Consider the following 23,770-nt stretch of genomic DNA (forward strand, 5'->3'; position numbering starts at 1 on the left):
CAAACTGTGTCATAATCCACGGTTTGTCATTGCGAGAGCCAATTTATTGGCTCGTGGCAATCTCATCACCGACGGATTACATTTTATGAGATTGCTTCGCTAACGCTCGCAATGACATTGTGACACAGTCTGTTCACGGGAATGACAGGCTTCTTTACAATTATGACACAGTCTCTTTGCTCTGCGGCTACTATCAATTTTAAATCTCAGTAGTTAGTACTTAGGCGTTAGGGTTTTGACTTCGGACTAAGGACCACGGACATCGGACGTCTCTATTGTTCATTTACTTTATATATTTTCCAATTAAAAGTTCTAACTTTTTCTTAGTTTTAACATTTATCATTTTAGGGGATGTCATAACTGCATACTTCAATGCATCCTGGCAAAGACATCTTCTTTCGTAATTTAATTTGACAATAACATTTTTCACAAGTTTTTTTGCATTTGATGTTAAAATGTTTAAATTCTCAATAACTTTTTCTACAGAAACTTCTTCGCCTTCTTTCCAAACATCATAATCGGTAGCAAGCCCGATAGTAGCAAAACATATTTCCGCTTCACGCGCAAGTTTTGCTTCAGGCAGGGTGGTCATACCTATAATTGAAAAACCAAGTGAACGGTAAACCTTTGATTCTGCTTTTGTGGAAAATTGAGGTCCCTCTATACAAACATATGTCCCACTATCATGGGTCGGAATGTTTAAAGACTTTGATGTTTCAATTAAAATCTTTCTTAATTCGGGGCAATAGGGCTCGGCAAAACCTATGTGAGCAACAATCCCGTCACCAAAAAATGTCGAAGGTCTCATTTTGGTTCTATCATAAACCTGGTCAGGAATTACAAAGTCTCTTGGTCTAATCTCGTCTTTCAGCGAACCGCAAGCAGATATTGAAACTATTTTTTCTACACCAATTTTTTTAAAAGCATAAATATTCGCCCTTGAGTTAAGTTCTGACGGCATAATTCTATGACCAACTGCATGACGGGGAAGAAATGCAACTTTTATACCATCCAGTTCCCCTATCCTTAGCACGTCCGACGGCTCTCCAAACGGCGTCTTTACTTTTAACTCTTTCAACAGTTTTATCCCTTCAATCTCATAAACCCCGCTACCGCCAATAATACCAATCTTTACATTGTCCATTGTTTTCTCCTTTACTTAATTGGGCAGACCAAGGGTCTGCAACTACAAACGCAAAGTAAGCTTTGCGACTACATTAAACCCGTCGCATAGTAATGCGACCGCTACAATAAAACCGATTAGGGAGATTAAAATTTTAAAATCTTTTAATCTTTCAATCTTTTAATTGTCTCTACTTTATTTTTTGTTACTCTTGCGTAAAATAATTTAGGCGACTTCGTTTTTTTGTTCCCGATTTTATATGCATTTAAGAACTTTTCTTTTGCTTCGTTAATTTTCCTTTCATCGCCATCTGTATGAAAAACAGCAAGAGGTTCACCTTTTTTTACTTTATCTGAAACTTTTTTCTTAAGATAAATACCGGCAGATAAATCAATTTTATCATCTTTAGTTTTTCTGCCTGCTCCTAAAATCTGAGATGCTACACCTACTTCAAGAGCGTTTATTTTCTCTATATACCCCGATTTTTCTGATTTGACTTCGACTAATTCTTTACACTGAAGAAGAAGTGAAGGAACGTCGACTATAGCAGAATTGCCATCTTGTGATTCAATTAGTTCTTTAAGTTTTTTTATGCCGCTTTTATTTGCAATTGCCTCTCTTAACCTCTTCTTTCCATCAGCAATAGTTTTTACAATCCCTGAAATTAAAAGCATATTGCTTCCCAGTTCAATACATAAATCGGTTAAATCCTTAGGACCTGCACCTTTTAATGTATCAATTGCTTCCTTTACTTCAATCGAATTACCAATTGCAAAACCCAGCGGCTCTTCCATGCTTGTAATAAGAGAAACCACTTTTTTACCGGCACCTTCACCTATATTAATCATTGTCTGTGCAAGTTTAAGAGCATCTTCATAGTTTTTCATAAATGCACCGCTACCCACTTTTACATCAAGAACAATCCCGTCAGAACCGGCGGCGAGTTTTTTCGACATAATACTTGCCGCAATAAGCGGAATTGAATCTACAGTTGCCGTAACATCTCTTAAAGCATAAATCTTTTTATCCGCAGGTGAAAGCTGTTCGGTCTGACCGGTCAGTGCAACCCCTATTTCGTTAACATTTTCTATAAATATTTTTTTTGTCAGTTCAGTATCAAAACCGGAAATTGACTCAAGCTTGTCAATTGTTCCGCCGGTATGCCCCAATCCGCGACCTGTCATTTTGGCAACTTTGCCACCACACGCGGCAACAAGCGGGGCAAGAACAAGCGTGGTTGTGTCACCGACACCGCCGGTTGAATGTTTGTCCACTTTGAAACCATGTATAGCCGATAAATCCATCCTTTCGCCTGAATCTACCATCGCTATCGTCAAATCAGTAATTTCTTCAGAAACCATGCCACGGAAATAAACTACCATTAGAAATGCCGTCATTTGATAATCAGGGATTTCGCCTTTACTAAAACCCTGAACTATAAAAGAAATCTCTTCTTTTGAAAGTTTTAGACCATTTCTTTTTTTATAAATCAAATCATACATTCTCATAAATTAGCCCTCGCTTCGCTCAGCACTCCGCAGAGACCGCAGAAAACACAAAATATTAGCAGATTACGCAAAAAGAAAAGTCTTTCTCTGCGGCTTTTGCGAAATCTCTGTTGTTTCTGCGTACTTAAAAAAGGCTGTCTGATGATTTTATATCTAAAATTTTAAGTTGTGCAGATTCTTTCGATTGCCATACATTTAGCTCAAGATTAAATGCAAGGTCAATTTTTTGCCCTTTTCTTAAATCAACAGCCCGGCGGCCTAACTGCCAACCTATACCATTTATAACTACTTTTCCATTTTTAAGACATACCCGCAGATGTGCACCATCAACACCAACAGGCGTAAAATCACTTAACACAACATCATTAAGCGCAAAAATAGCATATTCGTTCCCACATCCGCAAGGTTCTAAAAGTCCTATTTCTTTTACTAATTCAAGTGAAACATCAGAAGCGGAAATAACAGTATCTATCGAAAGCTGTGATACAAGCATTTTTTCTGTAATTAAATCCTTAGCAATAAATTTTATCCGTTTAACAAAATTATCCAAATTACTCTTCATAACTGTTAATCCGGCTGCCGCTTTATGACCGCCATATTTTACAACTATATCCTTACATTTCTCTATTATGGATACGATATTAAAATCGTTAATACTTCGCGCTGACCCCACAGCTTCATCTCCTTCAAGAATGAAAAGAATAACAGGCCTGTTAAACTCTCTCAATATTTGATTAGCGGCAATTCCGGTAACCCCGCGCTTTAATCCCTCAACAACTGTCACTAAGATTTTATCGTTGTCCATATCATTCTGTTGAATGGTTGCATCAATAAAACTTTTTATATTGATTTTCTGAAGAGCTTTACGGTCTCCGTTAAGAATAAGTATTTCGTCAAATAATTTTTCAGCTCTGTTTTTATCATTTGTTGTTAGTAATTCTATAGATAAATCGGCTTTACCGTAGCGACCGGCAGAATTGAGAATCGGGATGACCGACCATGATAACTTATTGGCAGTAAATGCGTTTTTATCAATCAGTAAAGCATCCAGCATTGCTTTTATACCAGGTCTATCAGAATTATAAAGTAACGGGAGACCGTATTTTACAAAAATTCTGTTCTCGGAAACAAGCGGAACTATATCTGCAATAGTACCTAATGCAACGAAGTAAAGATATTTATCTATAAACTTATTTTGCTTTTCTTCCTGCATCATAACAAGCTGTTCAAATATTTTTGAAGTAATGACAGCATCGTTGGATGCTCTATGGCATTTTTCAACTTCAATATTTAAATCATTTGCCAACATCCCGAGTTTGTACGATTTAGCCGGGAAAAGCATTCGAGCCATAGCAAGTGTATCCATAACCTGATTGCATATTTTCTTTCCTGTTTTTTCTGATGCAGAATATAAAAATGACATGTCAAAATCGGAATTGTGAGCTACGAGAATTGAATCACCTGTGAAATCCATAAATTTCCCTAAGACTTCATAAATAGCCGGTGCATTTTCACAATCTTCATTAGATATGCCATGAATAGCAGTTACATTTTCAGGAATTTGTGATTTGGGTTTCACAAGTGTTGAAAAATTTCCTGTCTGAATAAAATTTCTTATTTTTACGGCACCGATTTCAACTATTTCATCTGTTAAAGATGAAAGTCCTGTTGTTTCAACATCAAAAACAACTATGTCTTTATTGTAATATTTTGAGTAAGAAAAAGAGAGTGCCTGGCAAAATTTGAACGCGACCCCGCAACCGGCAAGTTCCTTAAAAGGATACTTTTCTTCCGGACATTTTGGATCAATTATGGCAATTGCTTCTGGTGGTTTGGCAGCTGCTTCATGATGGTCGGTAATTATAACATCTATACCCAGTGAATTTGCAAATTCAACTTCTTCAACAGCCGTTATCCCGCAGTCAACTGTTATTATCAATTTTACATTTTCGTTATGATATTTTTCAATCAACTTTTTGCTAAGTCCATACCCTTCGTCCAGCGGGATATACCATATCACATTTGCATCTAATTCTTTCAAAAATAAAAAAACAATACTTACCGAAGTAACTCCATCTACATCCCTATCGCCATAAATAAGAATCTTCTCGGACTTTAATATCGCTTTTCTGATTCTGTTAACTGCTTTTTCCATATTGTTAAATAAAAATGGATTATATAAATCAGAAATTTTTGGATGGATATACTTTTTTAAATTACCCGGGGTTTTTATTCCTTTTTGAAAAAGTAAAGAAACAAATATTTTAGAGTAACCTGTTTTTTGTGAAAGGTCTTCTATCAATAAATCATCAAATTCCTTAATTTTCCACTGTTTCATAATTTCTGGTTATTACTCTTCTGCAAAACCTCATATTTTTTACTTATCACTTCTCTGAATTCAGGTGAGATGTTATTCCAATCAAGCACATCCACACGGAATGGTAAATCAGATTCTTCAAAGGCTTCCTTGAGAGAATATAAATTTTTCTTAGATAATTTATTTTCACTTACTATTACGATATCAAGGTCGGAATAATTCTTTACTGTATCTGTTATGCGAGAACCAAATACACGAACTTCACAATTAGGAACATATTTATGCAATATCTCTTTTATAATTTTTAAATGGAGTGGAGAAACACTAATCATTTTTTGTTTCTAATACTTTCAATAGTGCCTTTGAATCTTTAACAAATTTGACCGCAGATTCATATACATCTTCCGCCTTTGTTTCATTATATGTGTGTGCCGTTTCATTACGGGATATATTATAAACAATCCATGATTCAACATTATCAATAAGCTGACTTTCAGCTGCCATCCTAAATAGTTCTTTTCGCGTAATTCCATCTACATTTGCACCAGCAACATTTAATTCAAGCCAGCGTTTTATAAATTTCCAGCATAGTTCAAATGTAAACTCAAAATTCTGTATTACTCCAGCACGGATAACTTCTTCCTGATCTGTATTAACTGGTCCTTTAATAATAGCAGAAGCAACTTTAGCAGCACGTTCTAATGAATTGACTGCCCTTCGTAAACTGCTCAAATCTAATGCCATAACATACACTCCTATATATCATTTTAGTAAATATGTCTCAATAAATAACTGAATTTTTTACAATAGTTTAGTTAAATTGTTTTTACTATTTCTTTTAAGTAATTGCACAGTTTTTTTTCTGTTCGCTTTCCGACTTCAATTACTTCCATGTGGTTTAACGGTTGTTTTGAAATACCGGCTGCCATATTTGAAATGTATGAAATACCGAGAACCTTTATACCACAATGATTAGCAACAATCGCTTCAGGAACTGTAGACATACCGACAACATCAGCTCCCAAAACTCGCGTCATACTTATCTCTGCAGGTGTTTCATACGAAGGTCCTGTAACCGCAAGGTAAACACCTTTTTGGATTTTAATTCCCAATTTTTTTGCTGATATTTCTGATTTTTTCATCAGCTCATTTCTATAGATTTCTGACATATCAGGAAAACGACTTCCTTGTAACACTCCTTCCTGACCAACAAGCGGATTGCCACCCATAAAATTTATATGGTCCGTTATCAGCATTATATCACCGGGTCTGAATTTTTTATTAACCGCTCCTACAGCAGATGTAATTATTAGTTTTTGCACACCCATATATTTCATTAACCGAACCGGGTATGTTACATCTTTAAGCGTGTGCCCCTCATAAAAATGCAGGCGACCTGCCATAATTATTATTTTTTTACCGGAAAGTTTTCCTAGAACAACTTCGCCTTTATGTCCTTCAACAGTTGATTTGGCAAAGTGCGGGATTTCGGAAAATGGGATTTTCATACTATTTAGAACAGTATCTGCAACAGACGACAACCCGGAACCTAAAATCAGTCCGATTTCCGGATTTATATCCGTTTTATTTTCAATAAACTTTTTTGATTCTTCAAGATTTTCAAGAAGACCCATATTATACCTAGCCAAAACCTTTCTTTATGTTTTATTGTAGTTGCACGCTCTTGGCGTGCATTATGTCCAACAAAAACTTATTCCTAATAATATCTGCTTGCCAAGGGCAAGCAACTACAAAACATCAGGACTATAAGGTGTTGCAACTACAACTTTTAATATATTTGTTAAATTATGTTGTTTTTACTAAAATGTCACCTATAATATCTGCTGATTCGGCTGCTCTGTCGGCTGCATTGGAAAGATGTCTGTAAATTTCTCTCATTTTAAGAATTTTTACTACATCCGATTGCTTGAAAAGTTTAGCAAGTCCTTCTCTATATTTATGTTCAATAAAATTTTCAGCTTTTCTCGCTCTTACAATATGTTCAGCACAAACCTTGGGATGCTCTTTCATTTCTTTTAGTGCGTAAGAAATATCTCTAGTCGCATCATAAAGCGCATCTACCATTTTTTTAAGAAATTCATCAGTACCAACTTCAAAAAGTGTCATCTCTTCAACAGTTGATTTGGCATAATCCAGGATATCATCAACAGACCTGGAAAGCGCAAATATATCTTCCCTGTCAATTGGTGTAACAAATGATTGGTTTAATTCATCAACAAGTACTCTTCTTATTTCATCAGCTTCTTCCTCCATATCACTTACCCTTCTACCCTTTTCCGGCGTAGGATCATAAACAAAATCCTGCAATGTTTTTATGCCTTCTTCAATCTTTGACATCTGCTCTGAAAGCATTTTAAAAAAATCTCTTTTCTTGGGAAATGGCCACATAACTTCAAATCCTCCTTTTAAATTAATGTTTTATTCAAAATATAAAAAATTAAACCTGCCATAATTCCACTTGCAGGAATGGTAATCAACCACGCAACCATCATATCCTGAGCAACCTGCCATCTAACCATTTTAGGCCGGAAAGCACTGCCGGCACCCATTATGGATGATGAAACAACTTGAGTAGTGGAAATCGGGTATCCAAAAAGTGCAGTAAAATAGATTATTAAAGTTGAGGCAGTTTGTGAAGCAAATCCGTGTATCGGTCTTATTTTGTAAAGTTTATTGCCTAATGTTTTAATGATTCGCCAACCACCGACCCCCATTCCTAGAGAAATTGTCAAGGCACAGGAAATAACAACCCAGTGGGGTACTAACATCAGTTGACTTCCTGAAATGTTATGTAATCCTAAAATAACAAGTGCAAATGTAATAACACCCATTGTTTTCTGAGCGTCATTTGTACCGTGTGCAAGCGCCTGGGTAATGCACGAAACAATTTGCAGTTTTTGGAAAACCCTATTTGCTTTTGGAGATGACCATTGCGAGAAAACCAAAGTAAACCTTGTGAAAATATATGTTATAATTAGTCCTGCAAAAGGTGACAAAATCATAATCAAAACTATATGCCATACCTTAATCCAGTTAATTACTTTAGGACCCCAACCAAAAAGAAAAGCCCCGATAAGACCTCCGATTAAAGCATGAGAGGAAGATGATGGAATACCAAAATACCAAGTACTAAGATTCCATAAAATCGCACCGATTAAAGCGGAAATAATAACTATTACACCGGAAGGACCTGTCTGCAGAAGTCGCGGATCGACTATGCCTTTAACAATTGTTTCTGCAACAGCAGTCCCTAAAAAGTAGGCGCCAATAAATTCCGAAATCGCAGCTAATGTCAGAGCTACCTCAGGTGTAAGCGCATTAGAAGAAATAACAGTAGCAACCATATTTCCCGAGTCATTAAAACCATTAGTGAAATCAAAAAACAAGGCAAGTGCAACAACAAACCCGGCAATTAAAATTACTGTATCCATATCTTCGCTTCGCTCAGAAACACGAATTATCACGAATTTCATAATTCCTCACGAATTCATCACTAATATTCGTGTGATATTCGCGATTTTCTGTTTATTCGTGCTCATTAGTGTACACTAAATCCTTTTTAAAACTTTCACCATTATGTAATTTTTCTATATTAAAAATATCTGCTATTGTCTGGCCTAAATCTGAAAATGTTTTTCTTACACCAAGATTAACGCTTTTTTTTAGTCTCTTACTATAAACCAGCAACGGAACATATTCTCTTGTATGGTCAGTATGTTTTGTATAAGTCGGGTCACAGCCATGGTCTGCAGTAATAAATAAAATATCTTCATCTGCCATTGCATCATAAATTTTTGGTAAAAATTCGTCAAACTCTTTCAAGCCGTTATAATATGAATTAACATCTCTACGATGTCCCCAAAGCATATCAAAATCAACTAAATTAGTGAACACCAAACAGCGATCCAAACTGCGTTCACGTGTTGACATGTTGATATGTTCATGTGTTGATGGGTTAACTCCTAAACAGCGTTCACGTGTTGATATGTTCATTTGTTGATTCGTTGATGCGTGAACATGTGAACCAATGAACTCGTGAACGATTTTTAATGTCTCGTCCATGCCATCTTTATTGTTTTTGGTATGTATGGATTCGGTGATACCTTTATTATTGAATATATCTTTAATTTTCCCTATTGCGATAACTTTTATATCTGAACTTTTTAACTTATCAAGTAATGTCGGTTCGGGCGGATCTATAGAATAATCGTGACGATTTGATGTTCTTTCAAAATTTCCGGGAGTTCCTACAAACGGTCTTGCAATCACCCTTCCGACATTTAGCATTTTTCTCGCAATTTCGCAGATTTCATAAAGCCGCTTTAATCCAAAAATCTTTATATCTTCATGGGCAGCGACCTGAAAAACACTGTCTGCAGAAGTATAAACTATTGGATACCCGGTTTTGCAGTGTTCAGCCCCAAGTTGTTTTATTATTTCAGTTCCTGAAGCAGCATAATTGCCTATTGTTTTAGTCCCAATCGCCTTTTCATATTTTTTTATGAAATCTTCCGGAAAACCTTTTGGATAAGTAGGAAGCGGCTTTTTTGTGATTATGCCGGTTATTTCCCAATGCCCAATCGAGGTATCTTTACCATTTGATGCCTCGGACATTTTGCCGTAACTGCCGGTTAGTTCAGAGTTAATAGTTGGGAGTTCATAGTCAGGTAGTAAATTATATAAACCTAATTTTGCTAAGTTAGGTAGGTTAAAATCTTTTATAGATTTTGCTATATTACCCAGAGTATTTGTCCCCTCATCATTATATGCTGCTGCATCAGGTAAAAAACCTATACCGGCAGAATCTAAAACAATCAAAATAACTTTCACAATAATAAAAGCACCTATGCCAACCAAGGTTGGCAACTACATAAAAATTGTAGTGGCAGAGCCTGACTGCCGTCAGGCAGGCTTGCTCTGCTAACATCTTTCAAACTTACTTAATAAATGATGGCTTGCCGAGGGCAAGCCACTACATTCAGGTTAGGATTTCTTCATCTTAATTACTTTCTTTGCTGCTTTATAAACATCTTCTGATGTACAATTAAATGCTTTCATGAGTTCGCCCGGCTCACCTGACTCACCGAATTTATCAAGCACACCGACTCTTTTCATTGCAACCGGACAATTTTCAGAAAGAACCTCAGCCACCGCACCACCCATACCGGCTGTAATTTGATGTTCTTCAACTGTAACAACTGCTCCTGTCTTTTTTGCAGATTTAATTATTGTTTCTGCATCAATTGGTTTAATCGTATGAAGATTTATGATTTCTGCGGAAATATTATCTTTGTCAAGTTTTTCCGCTGCTTTAAGTGACTCATAAACCATCGCTCCACAAGCAATGATTGTAACATGTTTGCCTTTCTGGATAACATTAGCTTTACCTATAATAAATGGTGTTTTGTCATCAGTGATCACCGGGATAGGTTCCCTGCCAAATCTGATATACACAGGACCTTTTATATCCTTCACTGATGCTATCGTTGCTTTTCTTGTTTCTATCGCGTCACATGGAACAATTACGGTCATATTAGGCAACACTCTCATTATTGCTATTTCTTCTAATGCCTGATGTGTTGCACCGTCAGGTCCGACTGAAATCCCGCCATGTCCGCCGCCAATTTTAACATTACACTCATTATAACAAATTGTTGTTCTTATCTGGTCCCAGCATCTTCCGGCAGCAAAAACACCATATGTACAAACAAACGGAATTTTTCCTACCATTGAAAGTCCTGCTGCAACACTCATACCATTCTGTTCCGCAATACCTAATGAAAAAAATCTATCGGGAAATTTTTCTTTAAACATATTAGCTGTCGTTGAGGATGTTATATCCATTCCTATTACCACGATATTAGGATTTTGTTCACCTAAAATCACAAGTCCCTCTCCATAACCGAATCTTGTCGCTTTCATTTCAACCATAAATAAATCCTCCAATCACCAAAATCTGCTATTATACAAAGAAATAATTTTATATAACTCCCAACTCTTTCAAAGCCATCGCTGCTTGTTCTTTGTTAGGTGTCTTACCATGCCAGCCAGCCTGATTTTCCATAAACGAAACACCTTTACCTTTTACTGTATTTGCAATAATTACAGAAGGTTTTTCTTTTGTTAAAGATGCCTTATCATATGCGGCAATTACTTCTGACATATTATGCCCGTCAATTTCAATAACATTCCAGCCGAACGCAAGCCATTTATCCGGAAGAGGTGCAATATTCATAACATCTTTTACCGCACCGTCTATCTGAAGTTTATTGGAATCAACAATCCCACAAAGATTATCAAGTTTATAATGTGCCGCAGACATAACTCCTTCCCAATTTGAACCCTCTTGCAATTCACCGTCACCCATTAAAACATAAACCCTGTTTGACTTTTTGTCAAGTTTAAAACCCAAAGCCATCCCGACACCCGCTGACAGTCCTTGTCCAAGAGAACCGGTTGAAATTTCTATTCCAGGAAGTCCTTTGTTTTTACCGGGATGTCCCTGCAACCTAGTACCTAATTTTCTTAATGTCATCAGCTCATCAGTCGGGAAATAACCCGTTTCCGCAAGACATGCATACAAAAGCGGGCAGGCGTGCCCTTTTGAAAAAATAACTCTATCACGGTCTTTCCATTCCGGATTTTTCGGGTTATGTTTCAATTTTTCAAAATACAATCCTACCATTAAATCTGTCGCCGAAAGCGACCCGCCCGGATGACCGCTTTTTGCTTCAGCTAACATCCTGATAATGTCAGCTCTTACAATTTTTGCCTTCTTTTCAAGTTCCTGAACTGTCATTTTTCCCCCTTTATATATTTTAATTTTCTCAATTTCCAAGTGTTTTTTCTGCTAATCTTTGTATTTGTTTAAGCAAATCTGCCGGTTCGAACGGTTTTAAAATGTAACCATCGGAACCAGCCATAAGTCCCCGCATGACTTCCATGTCCTGTCCAAGTGCCGATAAAAATAAAATTGGGATATTCTTTGTTTCAGGATTTGCTTTAAGATTTTTACAAACTTCTATACCATTCATTTCCGGCATCATAACATCAAGAAGAATTACATTTGGTTTTATCTCTAATGCTTTTTTAATACCATCGCTACCGCGATCACAGAGAGTAACACTGTAACCATGTTTAGTTAATAAAAATTCCAAAAGTTGTAAAGTAATGATGTCGTCATCCACCACTAATATTTTGTACATGCTTCCTCCTTGATAACTTTTTTTGTTTCGGTAGCAAAAAAGAAAAAGTTGAACCCTGGCCGAGATCCGAATCAATCCAAATCTTACCGCCATGAAGTTCTATAACTGTTTTAACAATAAATAAACCAAGACCGGTTCCGGAAGCAGCGCGAGTAGGAGATGAATCAACCTGGTAAAATTTATCAAATATTTTTTGATGTTCTTCTTTAGGAATTCCAATACCCCTATCAGATACAGAGGAAATAATATAATCACCTTTATCCTTTACAACAACATTTATTTTTCCATTAATATTGCTAAATTTTATAGCATTTGAAATAAGATTATTATAAACTTGAAGCAACCGCAAGTGATCAGCATCAATTTCAGGCAAGTCATTATCAATATCAACTTTTAAATCAATTCCTTTAGATTGAACCAGACTGGTATTAGTTATAACTGATTTCTTTGCTATATCCGACAAATTAACTCTTTCCAATTTTAAAGTAATAAGTCCGCTCTCTATTTTCGATAAATCAAGTAAATCTGAAATTAGTATATTAAGATGGTCTATTGACTGCTTTGCAATACCGAGAAATTTTTTCTGCTGTTCATTTACAGGACCAGCTTCGCCGTCACAAACAACATGAACAAAACCTTTTATTGCAGTAAGCGGTGTTCTCAACTCATGAGAAACCATCGCCACGAAATCATCTTTAACTTTATTTAACCGTTCAAGTTTTATATTAAATTCTTTAAGCTGACTATGGATTCTAGCATTCTCTACTATGACAGCTATCTGACTCCCTATCAATTCTGCAATACGCACTTTTTCTTCCTTAAAAAAGTTATGTTCCGTAGAACAAAAACAAAAGAGCCCTATTTTTTTATTCTCAACCTTAAGCGGGACGGAAAGATAAGAATTTATTTTAAAAGTTTTTTGTAATTCTTCCAACTCATTCTGGAACTCTAAATTTTCAAAAGATTGCACTTTACCTTCCAGAAAACTTTTCACAATGACAGAGGGACTTTTAATATTCAAATTCATTTTTTGAATACCCGCATAGTCGAGCGGAAATTTAGGCACAAGTTTTTCACCTGTTTCATCTAATAGCCAGCAAACAGCATAATCAGAACCTAAGACTTTCATCGTCTTTTCTGCTATTATCTCAATAATTTCTTCTAATTGCGGTTCAGTTCTTATAGTATCGGATATGTCCCTTAATGTAGTCAACTCACTAACACGCTGGTTAACCTGTTCATAAAGTTTTGCCCGGCAAATAAGTTCTGCTATCTGTGACGCAATTATCGATAAAAATCTTATGTCTTCATGCGAAAATTTACCAACCATTTTATTGCCAAGCACAAAAAGTCCGATGACTTTCTTTTCCAATAACGGGAGCGCGACTAAAGCTGTAACTTTATAATTCTTATAAAGGTTTTGTAAATCAGGAGCAGTCTCAACAAATAATTCATTTGAAACATAAGAAGTAACTTCCTTAAATGTTTTAACCAACACACTTCCGTTATTATCTGAAACTTTCAAGTCAAATCCTTTAAGGTCTCCATAACCCACAAGCGTATCCAAATCATTATAAATCATAAAACCGACAATTGATGTGTTTGAAGATATTTTTATTTTTTCAATTACTGATGAAAATATTTCTTCTATTTCAGATTTACTATTTGCAGAAAATATTATATCATTCAATGCTTTCATTTCTTTGACTTTTGAAATCAAACGGAGATTCGTATTCATAAGCTCTTCAGTCGTGGATTCTACTTCTAACTCGAGCCGTTTATTAAATTCCTGTATCTCCTGATACATTTTAGAATTTCCTATTGCTATTGCTAAATAGTTTGTAAGCGTTGTTAAAGTCTTGACTATTCCTGCATCAAAAAAGTTCTTTGTTTTTGAAGCAACACTGAGAATTCCTATTGATTTATCATTAACTATTATCGGAATATGTACAAACGATACAATACCTTCCTGGCTAACAATTTTTTCAGTGGCAGGATTTTTTTCCTTTGCAGTGTCGTTAACTATTATGGTTTCCTTACTTGAAAATGACCGGCCGCAGAAACCTTCGCCTGCTGCCAAATGAATATTTTGTATGAAATCTTCCGAGAAACCGCGGGATGCTTTAATTCTCAAAATTCCATCACTATCCTGAAAAGTAACGCTAGCTAAAGACATCATCATTTTATCGTACACTAAATCTAAAAGCATATTAATTACATCATCTATTTCAGTACGGGAAGTGATTGTTTTAGAAGCTGCAAAAAGAATATTAAGTGATTCTTGTGAAATCATCAGACGGTGCAAAAGCGAATTGAGGTCATAACCAACTTTATTAAAAACTGCTGGTTCTCCACCTTGGGAGTAATCACCATCTAAAGCATTGTTCAACATTTTTTCAAGTAATTTCACAGGTCTAAATATTAAACTATATCCTAATATTGAAATCACTAAACAAAATAAAATTAACAACACATTGCTTTCAATATTTTTTGCAAATATATGAGTCACTATAATCAATATTAAAAATACTAATATACAAAAACTCAATTTTATTCCAACATTCTGTTTTGTTTTCATATTCAAATTATGTTTTTGTGCCTTTTTAAACAAAAACTATATTATTTTTCCTGTTTGTTTCGTGAAATATCCTTATGTACAAGCAATGTTATATCCAAAGTAACGTTTAAATACTTATATTGTTTTGCCAAATCAGAATAAGGTATTATTTCTGCTGAAATATTATTCGTTTCGCAAATAGTCGTAATCATATTTGTAAAATCATCTTCTGAAACTGAAGTAGCCGGCGGCGGACCCAGTAAAATTATTATAGACAGATTATTAGTTTTACATAATTGAACAAAAAGTGAATAATTTATTTTTTTATCTGTTGTATAACTTTTATCAAAAACACCGCTAAGGCGAAATTTCAATTTGTGTTTCTTTATAACTTCCTTAAATAATTCTTTCATTTTTTCAAAATCATTTTCATGACCTTCCGGATAAAAATAACCTACTTCTACTGGTTTTAATAAATCATATTCGTTTTTAGCAGCATAAACAGGTGCAGGCGTAACCGGCAGAGGCTCTTCTTTAACCGGAATAACCGGCTCATTAACAACTTTTTCTTCAGTCGCTGTTGGAGGCAACGTGGGTTCAGCTTCTGGCATGACTGCAGGTGCTGGTTTGATTACAGGTGCTGGCGTGACTGCAGGTGCTGGTTTGATTACAGGTTCTGGCGTGACCACAGGTGCTGGCTTGATTACAGGTTCCGGCACGACTACAGGCGCTGGCTTAGCTTCAGCTGCTGGAGTAACTGCGGGTGCAGGGGATGAAGAAACTATTATTTTCTCTACTTTCTCTATTTTTTCTATTTTTTCTTCTTCAGGCAAAAGATCACCTATCAACTCCTTAACCAATTCCAAATTTAGCGTTGTATTACTCATCTCTATATATGCTTTAAGTCGTTTTAAAAAACCTTCGAGTTCCCTAACATTTGATTTTAACTTACTAGCAATATAAATTAATATTTTTTCATCAACTTCTAAATTCTCACGTTGTCCTTTTCTTTTTAATATTGCAACCCGAGTCTCCAAATCAGGAGGTTTTATATCAGCAATAAGCCCCCATTCGAAACGTGATTTCAACCGGTCTTCTATACCCGCAAGCTTCTTTGGCGGTTTATCTGATGTCATAACTATTTGTTTCTGATTTTCATGCAGAATATTAAATGTGTGAAAGAATTCTTCCTGCGTGGACTCCACTTCTGATAAAAACTGAATATCATCAATAAGAAGCACATCAAGTTCTCTATAATGTTCCCTAAAATCCATCAATCCGCCAGTTTTTATCGCTTCAATAACTTCTGAAGTAAACTTTTCAGTTGTAATATAAAGCACTTTCGATGACGGATTTTTGTCTTTAACAGTGTTCCCTATTGCTTGCATAATATGCGTTTTTCCTAATCCAACACCACCATAGATAAAAAGAGGATTGTATGTTTTACCGGGACTTTGTGAAACACCCCATGCAGCGGCATGAACAAAACGGTTATTCGAACCAACAATAAATTCATCGAAAACATACTTTAAATTCAGTTTTGGTTTCCAGCCTCCTCCTTTACTAACTTCTTTTTCTATAAAAGTTTTTTCTGCCATCTTTCCTATAGTATTTTCTGTTGCCTTTTCTGCTGTCTTTTCTACTACCTTTTCTGCTGCCTTTTCTACTGCCTTTTCTGTTACCCTTTCTACTGCCTTTTCTGCTACCTTTTCTGCTGCCTTTTCTGTTTTTTTAATATCTTCATGTTTAATTACCGGTTGTTCCAGTTCAGGTTCTTCTATTCCTGCTATTTTTTCTAAAATTTCTTCCAAATCCTTACCTTTAGATGTTCCTCCAACTTTTCCACTTTCACATTTGCTTTTTAAAAACTTTTCAGTAGCAATTTTCTTTTCTTCAGATACATTATATATATAAATTGCAAAATTATATTCCTGCGAAAGAGGAGTAAAAGGTTTGCCTGCATCCTGACCAAAATATTTTATCACATCGGCAAGACTATCATCTGTTGAGGAAAGCAAAAGTTTAAATCTATTTATATCCCTGTCACACGGAGATGGTACTAAATCCCATTTTTTAATCATAATTATATATTAGTGATACTGAACAATTATGTTCAGTATGATTTTTATCCAGGTTAACCTGGATAAAAATCATTTTTCTTCTTTTTCAATTCCTGTAATTTTTAACATTAAATCATCAGGATTTGTTGCGTTTTCTAATGCTTCTTCAAGTGTTATCTTTTTTTCCTTATAAAGATTAATTATATCCTGGTCAAAAGTATTCATACCATAATATTCGCCTTGCTCCATAAGCTTATAAATCTCAGTAGATTTAGCATCAGCAATATTTTTTCTAATAAGTGACGTTCCAATAAGAATTTCAGTCGCGGGCAAACGCACATCGCCTTTAATTGTTGGTATTAGTCTTTGCGCAACTATGCCTTTCAATACATTTGAAAGTGAAATCCTTACTTGATGTTGTTGGTGAGGCGGAAATGCGTCAATAATTTTATCTATTGTTTGAACTGTATCCATATTGTGAATGGTTGACAAAACAAGATGTCCTGTTTCAGCAGCAGCAATTCCTGCGGATATCGCCTCAAAATCACGCATTTCACCGATACAAACAACATCCGGGTCCTGTCTTAACACATATTTTAAACCCTTACCAAACGATTTTGTATCAACACCAACTTCCCTTTGACATACAAATGATTTTTTATCCTTGTGAAAATACTCAATAGGGTCTTCAATCATAACAATTTTATATGCAAATTTTTCATTTATATAATCAATAACCGCATTCATTGTCGTAGTTTTTCCCGCACCTGTTATACCTGCAAATAAAATAAGACCACGAGGAACTTCAGCAAGTTTTTTTAATATGCGTGACGGTAAATTAAGTTCTTCAAAAGGTTTCACTTGTAATGGAATTACTCTTAATGTAAGCGCAAGAGTTCCCCGCTGGCGATATATATTTATACGGAATCTTGAAACATCATCCACACTGTAAGATACATCTATTTCGTTTTCCGCTTCAAACCTTTTTTTCTGTTCTTCGTTCAAAAGCCCGTAAGCAATTTCCTCTACATGTTTTGAAGAAAAGTTTTCCAAACCAGTTGCAGCAAGGTTTCCATTAATTCTTACCACCGGCGAACTTCCTACTTTGAAGTGAATATCTGAAATCCCTTTTCTTAACATCGTTTGTAAAAGTTCAGATACATTCATAATAACTACCCTCGCTTCGCTCGGGAACACGAATTATCACGAATTTATAACACCTCACGAATTTATTACAAATATTTGTGTTATTTTCGCGATATTTTATTATTTTATCCCGCGATACTACCTACTATCCTACTATCCCACAATCCCACAATCCCACAATCCCACAATCCCACAATCCCACAATCCCACTATCCCACGATTCTATGACCCCACGATTCTACAACTCTTTCATTTTCCTAAAACAATCGCTACTGAAGCAGACGCCCCTATACGGGTTGCTCCTGCGTTTAACATTTTTACGGCGTCATCCTGAGTTCTTATTCCACCAGATGCTTTAATGCCCATATTCGGTCCTACTGTTGCCCGCATCAGCAGAATATCTTTAACAGTCGCACCTGATTGGGCAAAACCGGTCGATGTTTTAACGAAATCCGCACCCGCTTTTTTTGCTAACAGGCATACTTTTATTTTTTCCTTTTTTTCAAGAAGTGCTGTTTCTAATATTACTTTTAAAATTTTACCACGGGTTATTTTACGAACAGCTTTTATATCATCAAATACTAATTTATAATTACCACTTTTCAGTGCCCCTATATTTAAAACCATATCAATTTCATCGGCACCGCTTTTAATTGCATCTTTTGCCTCAATTGCTTTCACAGTAGAAGTTGTTGCACCAAGCGGGAAACCGACTACAGTACAAACCTTTACAGATGAATCAACAAGAAGTTTACCGGCAAGTGAAACATACACAGGGTTAACACATACGGATGCAAAATTAAATTTTTTTGCTTCAACACAAAGTTTTCTAATATCCTTTTCAGTAGCGTCTGCTTTTAATAATGTGTGGTCAATGAAAGCAGCAATGTGTATACTAATATTCTTCAAATTCATAACAAAATAAATGCGAGCTCTACTTCAATTCCTCCGCCTGCTTATACAACTCTTGTGCTTCTTTTATTTTGCCGGAGGACGCTAATTGTGCGGAATCAAAAAAATATTTCTTCTTTCTATATGCGAGGTCAAGCCCGATATCTTTGATTTTTGTATTAAAAAATGCGTCATGACATTTCATAAAAACTTTTGCAACCTTAGTATTATCAGAAATTGCATTAATGGCAAATTTATTTATTTCTTCTTCCATATCTTTTATCTGCTGGTACTTTGCAGTTGTTTCTTTTGCTTGTTGTTCCTGGTCATTCTGTAACGTAATTTTTGCTTCCAGTACTTTTATTTTTTCATCAGACAGTTGTATTTCTTTTTGTTTTATATTGGCTTCCTTAACAAGAAATATCCCTTCTATAATTACCGTAATTAAAAGAATTAATCCACTTATATAAAATATATTAGTTCTTCTATAAGAGGGGATTTCTCTGGTTTTATTTTTCTTATCGCTTATTGTTTTCAGCTGCTTTTCTAATTCTTGCTTCTCAAGATAAATATTGTCGCGGTCAGAAATAACATCTTCATAGTCAGAAAATATTTGTAATTCTTTCAGCCCTTCAAGAATTACCATCTGTAGGAAAGGAACTTTAGAGCTTTTTTCTTCTTGTAAGATTAATTCTTTTCTAAGTTCTACAAAAATCTTTTGATTTTGATTATATAATGCAATTTTAACCAGCGCCTCTACGGATTCAGCACGAACCTCAGCATCGGTATCATTTCTTGAAATATTTAACAGGTCATCATACAACTCAAGGCTGCAAATCCTCGCTATGGCGTGAATTGCTTCAATCCGTACTCTTCTATCTTTATCTTCAAGCGCTTTACGCAAATATGGAAGATATTTACTGCTACCTATCATTCCAAAAGCAGATATAACAGAAGCACGTATAACAGCAGATCCTTCAAGTTTTTCTATGAAATAACCGACACCCACCTCATCACCTATGTTACCAAGTGTCTTTATAATTTCAGACAAAACCACTTCATTTTTCTCTTCATTTAAAGCATCTATAAGAACTGTTGTTGCTTTTTTTCCATATTCGCCAAGCTGACTTACTGCTGATAAACGTACTTCTGAATTTATATTATTTTTTAATGTTGCAGTCAGCTCCCGGATATGAATATCCGCATCTGAGAAATTTTCAACTATCAATGAAGATTCTACATTAGTAGTTTTCTTTTTCTGTTGCATAATACAATTTATAATTTTATATTACTGAAATTAACAAAGATCCATTAACTTTAGGTCAAATTTGTTCTTGGATGGTCACTACTTTTAAAATATTTTCAAGTGAGGCTGTAATAACATCTGCTCACTACCATACAAACCGGCGGGCAGGCCACGCCACTAATACTTTGGCGGGCAGGCCGCGCCACTAGTACTTTGGCGGGCAGGCCGCGCCACTAGTACTTTGGCGGGCAGGCCGCGCCACTAGTACTTTGGCGGGCAGGCCGCGCCACTAGTACTTTGGCGGGCAGGCATCTCTGGCAAACACCTCACCGAAAAATCCATCACAAAATGTTAGCGGATTAATCTTTACGCTTTTCCGCCTTTGGTTAAACATTGCCTTCCGGCTTTACCGGGGCATTTTCTGCATAGGCGAGTAAATATCACTGTAATTCTTTCCAAATGGTTTTTAAAGATTTCTTTAATGAACCAACAGTTATCCCAATCGCTGTATTTATATCCAATGCTTCATATGATTCAGAATCACTCCAAACAACTTCACCTAACGAAACATCCGTAATTTTCGCGGAAATTGAAACAGATGCAGACACACTGAAAACACTTGCATCTTCTATCCCTAATGCAGAACCGGATGGCGAAACCGTTGTACCGCTTATAGGATAAACTTTATCCGAAATTATAACATTACCCTTATCTTTGAATATTAATAATTTATTGGAAGGGTTAAATTCAAGAACGTTCCCGGAAACAACTGCATCTACGCCCAACGATTTAATATCATTTATATATTCAACATCTGTTCTATCAACAACACTTATCCCTGCTGATATAAATTGCCTTATCAATTCATTACTTACTGCCTCGCCGCCATTACCTGATAATTTCAAGATAGCAATCTTTTTTATATTTGAAAAACTAAAGTCTTTCTTAACAACTGCTTTGTTTGAAGCACATCCGGTAAATGCAGTAACGAGCAATAAGCAAAAAATAATATGAATAATATTTCGTAATCTAACTATATTCATTGTGTACCTCCCAAGAACTGTATGTGTTTCTTGGCTATATCTTTTAATTTGGAATCTTTCAAAAGCTTATTCCAATGCTGAATTGCATTATCTTTCTCGCCTTTTTTTTCACAAAGAAGCGCTAAAGTATATTGTAATGCGGGAATTTCAGGATTAATTCTTTCGGCAGATTTGAGATGAATTTCCGCCTCCCATAAACTACCCTTTTGCAAAAACATCATTCCTAAAGCGATGTCCGGGAGCGGAGATTGCTCATCCAATTTCTTTGCTTCTAACAAAACCTTTACCGCTTCTTCGTATTTTTGCTCTTTAATAAGTTTCCTACCATCAGCTAAAAGCTGGGAAATATCACCATCCTGCGAATGGCAAAATGTAGAAAAAAGTAAAAAGGTAAAAAAACAAATAAATAATTTACTGTATTTATTTTCCATTTATCCTCCCTCGTTTTTCAATTTTTATTATTTTACTCACCCTTTTTAAGTGGCGACCACCTTCAAATTTTGCTAAAAGGAATTTTTTTATTGCTTTTTTAACACCTTCTAAAGGGAAATCTTCAGAAAAGCAGATAATGTTTGCATTATTATGCCTTACTGAAAACTCTGCAGCTTTCTCAGAATAGCCGATTGCAGCTCTTATACCTTTAACTTTATTTGCGGCAATACAAATCCCGTTTCCTGAACCACAAATTAAAATACCCCGCTGAAACTTTCCGGAAGAAACCGCTCTGCCAACTTTATAAGCAAAATCGGGATAATCACATGATTCTTCAGAATAAGTTCCAAAATCTTTTACCTTATTATTTTTAGACAGGTATTTTATAATTTTATCTTTATACTTAAATCCCCGATGGTCACTTCCAATCGCTATTTTCATAAAATAATTACCTTATCACCGTTTTTTATTCCAGAAGCATTAGCTTCGTCTGTATCCACATGAAACTCTAATGCCATATCCTCTCTTACTCGGGCAATAACATTGTCAAAAATAAGACCTCTTTCACCTTCAACTTTAACTTTTATATTTTCACCGTTTTTTATCTGAAAATTTTCTGCATCTTTCGGCGTCATATGAACATGCCTTTTTGCGACAACACAACCTTCTTTAAGTTCAACAATACCGGCAGGACCAGTAATTGTTATTGAACCGGAATTTTCAACATCACCGGATAGCCTTAACGGGGCGTTTACCCCAAGGAAAAACGAATCTGTTCTTGAAATTTCAACTTGAGTCGCTTTTCTTAAAGGACCTAACACCCGGACATTTTTTATTTCATTTTTATTGCCCTTAATTAAAACAGTTTCTTTTGATGCAAACTCTCCCGGCTGCATTAAATCTTTTATTTTTGTAAGTTTATAACCGTTACCAAAAAGTTTTTCCAAATCCGCTAAACAAACGTGCATGTGCCTGTTTGAAACATTTGCGATTATCGGCATTTGTGCCCTCTTTTCCTGCAATTGAGTTTTTTCTGTCATATAATTTACAGGTTTTTAATATTTTACCAGTTTAACAAAATCATCCGCTTTCAGCGATGCTCCGCCGACAAGAGCTCCGTCTATATTAGGTTGTTTCATTATTTCCGAAACATTATCCGGCTTTACTGAACCGCCATATAATATTCTGATATTCTCCGCAGTAGCTTTGCTATATATATCTGAACAAATCTTCCTGATAAACAAATGGACTTCTTCTGCTTGTTGGGGAGTGGCTGTTTTACCGGTTCCTATCGCCCAAACCGGTTCATATGCAATAACTAATTTTGCTGATTGTTCGTCATTTAAACCGGTAATACCAACTTTTACCTGTTTTTCAATTATCGCAAATGTCTCATTTTTTTCACGCTGCTGTAATGTTTCACCTACGCAGACAATCGGAATAAGTGCATTCTCATATGCAGAATGCATTTTTTTATTTACACTTTCATCTGTTTCGCCAAAATATTGTCTTCTTTCAGAATGTCCGATAATAACATATTCGCAACCCGCATCCTTTAACATTAAAGGTGAAATTTCTCCAGTATATGCACCTGATTTCTCAAAATACATATTCTGAGCACCCAATTTTATGTTTGAATTTTTTACAACTTCCTTAACTGCACATATAGAAATAAAAGGTGGACAAACAAGAACTTCCCGCTCTTTAACATCAGATAATTTCTGCTTGAGAGCAGTAACCAATTCTACCGATTCCTTAATCGTTTTGTTCATTTTCCAATTGCCGGCAATAAGTGAAACTCTTTTACTCATTTTTTCTCCCCACTTATAGAATTTTGGTCTTATATGTAACCAATTAATTATATATAAATATACAAAAAAGTCAATATTATTTTAAAATATTTTTTGATTGTTTTCTCACAAATAAAAAGAACCCTCACTCTCTAAAATATAAAATGAGGGTTCTTTTAGTCCTGCTTCAAAAACAGCGAATTATTTACGTGCCATTTTTGCTTTGGAAACATCACCTTGCTTGTCAAGAAAGTATAGATAGCCCTTCTCTTTCTTCACGCCAACTTTTGCAACTTTCTCAGGCTTCGTTTTCTTGCCGCCTTTCTTGCCGCGCGCCATCTTCGCTCTGGAGACGTCACCTTGCTTGTCAATATAATACAGGTAACCATCTTGTCTCTTTACACCTGCTTTCGCAACTTTTTGTGCCATTT

The 23,770-nt window shown here is 35.5% G+C and carries 23 protein-coding genes; all 23 read right to left on the reverse strand.

The genetic code is table 11. The annotated features are described in order from the left end of the window. Positions 1-283 precede the first annotated feature (283 nt). Positions 284-1,144, reverse strand: a complete 861-nt coding sequence (mtnP, locus tag PHE88_04180; protein ID MDD5687016.1) for an S-methyl-5'-thioadenosine phosphorylase — start codon at positions 1,142-1,144, stop codon at positions 284-286. 143 nt (positions 1,145-1,287) lie between these two features. Beyond that, the gene (locus PHE88_04185) at positions 1,288-2,631 is read right to left on the reverse strand and encodes a pyrimidine-nucleoside phosphorylase (GenBank protein MDD5687017.1); all 1,344 of its coding nucleotides are present in this window, start codon (positions 2,629-2,631) and stop codon (positions 1,288-1,290) included. Between the two features lie 124 nt (positions 2,632-2,755). Continuing rightward, positions 2,756-4,969 (reverse strand): single-stranded-DNA-specific exonuclease RecJ, encoded by a 2,214-nt coding sequence (recJ, locus tag PHE88_04190; GenBank protein MDD5687018.1) that lies wholly within the window; start codon positions 4,967-4,969, stop codon positions 2,756-2,758. Continuing rightward, complete coding sequence (locus tag PHE88_04195) at positions 4,966-5,280, reverse strand: nucleotidyltransferase domain-containing protein (GenBank protein MDD5687019.1); 315 nt, start codon at positions 5,278-5,280, stop codon at positions 4,966-4,968. Before PHE88_04195 ends, recJ begins: the two co-directional genes overlap by 4 nt. Next, on the reverse strand, positions 5,273-5,692 hold the full coding sequence (locus PHE88_04200; GenBank protein MDD5687020.1) for a nucleotidyltransferase substrate binding protein: 420 nt from the start codon (positions 5,690-5,692) through the stop codon (positions 5,273-5,275). The genes PHE88_04195 and PHE88_04200 overlap by 8 nt, the downstream gene beginning before the upstream one ends. A gap of 71 nt (positions 5,693-5,763) precedes the next feature. Continuing rightward, positions 5,764-6,582, reverse strand: coding sequence for a purine-nucleoside phosphorylase (locus tag PHE88_04205; GenBank protein ID MDD5687021.1), 819 nt, complete (start codon positions 6,580-6,582; stop codon positions 5,764-5,766). Between the two features lie 172 nt (positions 6,583-6,754). Further along, positions 6,755-7,357, reverse strand: coding sequence for a DUF47 family protein (locus tag PHE88_04210; GenBank protein ID MDD5687022.1), 603 nt, complete (start codon positions 7,355-7,357; stop codon positions 6,755-6,757). Between the two features lie 17 nt (positions 7,358-7,374). After that, on the reverse strand, positions 7,375-8,442 hold the full coding sequence (locus PHE88_04215; protein MDD5687023.1) for an inorganic phosphate transporter: 1,068 nt from the start codon (positions 8,440-8,442) through the stop codon (positions 7,375-7,377). Positions 8,443-8,494: 52 nt separating this feature from the next. Beyond that, entirely contained in the window at positions 8,495-9,799 is a 1,305-nt protein-coding gene (locus tag PHE88_04220) for a phosphopentomutase (protein MDD5687024.1), read from the reverse strand. 153 nt (positions 9,800-9,952) lie between these two features. Next, on the reverse strand, positions 9,953-10,900 hold the full coding sequence (locus PHE88_04225; GenBank protein ID MDD5687025.1) for a transketolase family protein: 948 nt from the start codon (positions 10,898-10,900) through the stop codon (positions 9,953-9,955). 49 nt (positions 10,901-10,949) lie between these two features. Next, on the reverse strand, positions 10,950-11,768 hold the full coding sequence (locus PHE88_04230; protein MDD5687026.1) for a transketolase: 819 nt from the start codon (positions 11,766-11,768) through the stop codon (positions 10,950-10,952). A gap of 28 nt (positions 11,769-11,796) precedes the next feature. Next, complete coding sequence (locus PHE88_04235; protein ID MDD5687027.1) at positions 11,797-12,174, reverse strand: response regulator; 378 nt, start codon at positions 12,172-12,174, stop codon at positions 11,797-11,799. Further along, a complete protein-coding gene (locus PHE88_04240; GenBank protein MDD5687028.1) occupies positions 12,149-14,752 on the reverse strand; it encodes a GAF domain-containing sensor histidine kinase in 2,604 nt (867 codons plus the stop codon). Before PHE88_04240 ends, PHE88_04235 begins: the two co-directional genes overlap by 26 nt. Positions 14,753-14,793: 41 nt before the next feature. Then, on the reverse strand, positions 14,794-16,812 hold the full coding sequence (gene dnaA, locus PHE88_04245; protein MDD5687029.1) for a chromosomal replication initiator protein DnaA: 2,019 nt from the start codon (positions 16,810-16,812) through the stop codon (positions 14,794-14,796). 69 nt (positions 16,813-16,881) lie between these two features. Beyond that, positions 16,882-17,958 carry a PilT/PilU family type 4a pilus ATPase gene (locus tag PHE88_04250; GenBank protein ID MDD5687030.1) on the reverse strand — a complete coding sequence of 359 codons (1,077 nt, stop codon included), beginning with the start codon at positions 17,956-17,958 and terminating at the stop codon, positions 16,882-16,884. Between the two features lie 228 nt (positions 17,959-18,186). Then, the gene (gene deoC / locus PHE88_04255) at positions 18,187-18,831 is read right to left on the reverse strand and encodes a deoxyribose-phosphate aldolase (GenBank protein ID MDD5687031.1); all 645 of its coding nucleotides are present in this window, start codon (positions 18,829-18,831) and stop codon (positions 18,187-18,189) included. Between the two features lie 40 nt (positions 18,832-18,871). Next, entirely contained in the window at positions 18,872-20,095 is a 1,224-nt protein-coding gene (locus PHE88_04260) for a HEAT repeat domain-containing protein (GenBank protein MDD5687032.1), read from the reverse strand. 419 nt (positions 20,096-20,514) lie between these two features. Beyond that, a complete protein-coding gene (locus PHE88_04265; protein MDD5687033.1) occupies positions 20,515-21,117 on the reverse strand; it encodes a hypothetical protein in 603 nt (200 codons plus the stop codon). Next, positions 21,114-21,548, reverse strand: coding sequence for a hypothetical protein (locus tag PHE88_04270; protein MDD5687034.1), 435 nt, complete (start codon positions 21,546-21,548; stop codon positions 21,114-21,116). Before PHE88_04270 ends, PHE88_04265 begins: the two co-directional genes overlap by 4 nt. Beyond that, positions 21,538-21,990: a ribose 5-phosphate isomerase B gene (gene rpiB, locus PHE88_04275; GenBank protein MDD5687035.1), complete on the reverse strand. Its 453-nt coding sequence runs from the start codon at positions 21,988-21,990 to the stop codon at positions 21,538-21,540. The genes PHE88_04270 and rpiB overlap by 11 nt, the downstream gene beginning before the upstream one ends. Next, complete coding sequence (locus PHE88_04280) at positions 21,987-22,550, reverse strand: phosphate propanoyltransferase (GenBank protein ID MDD5687036.1); 564 nt, start codon at positions 22,548-22,550, stop codon at positions 21,987-21,989. The genes rpiB and PHE88_04280 overlap by 4 nt, the downstream gene beginning before the upstream one ends. A 54-nt stretch (positions 22,551-22,604) precedes the next feature. Next, positions 22,605-23,360: a triose-phosphate isomerase gene (tpiA, locus tag PHE88_04285; GenBank protein MDD5687037.1), complete on the reverse strand. Its 756-nt coding sequence runs from the start codon at positions 23,358-23,360 to the stop codon at positions 22,605-22,607. A gap of 180 nt (positions 23,361-23,540) precedes the next feature. Further along, positions 23,541-23,768 carry a hypothetical protein gene (locus PHE88_04290; protein MDD5687038.1) on the reverse strand — a complete coding sequence of 76 codons (228 nt, stop codon included), beginning with the start codon at positions 23,766-23,768 and terminating at the stop codon, positions 23,541-23,543. Between the last annotated feature and the right edge of the window lie 2 nt (positions 23,769-23,770).

It is taken from the genome of Elusimicrobiota bacterium (assembly GCA_028718185.1).
In the GTDB taxonomy this organism is placed as follows: Bacteria; Elusimicrobiota; UBA8919; order UBA8919; family UBA8919; genus JAQUMH01.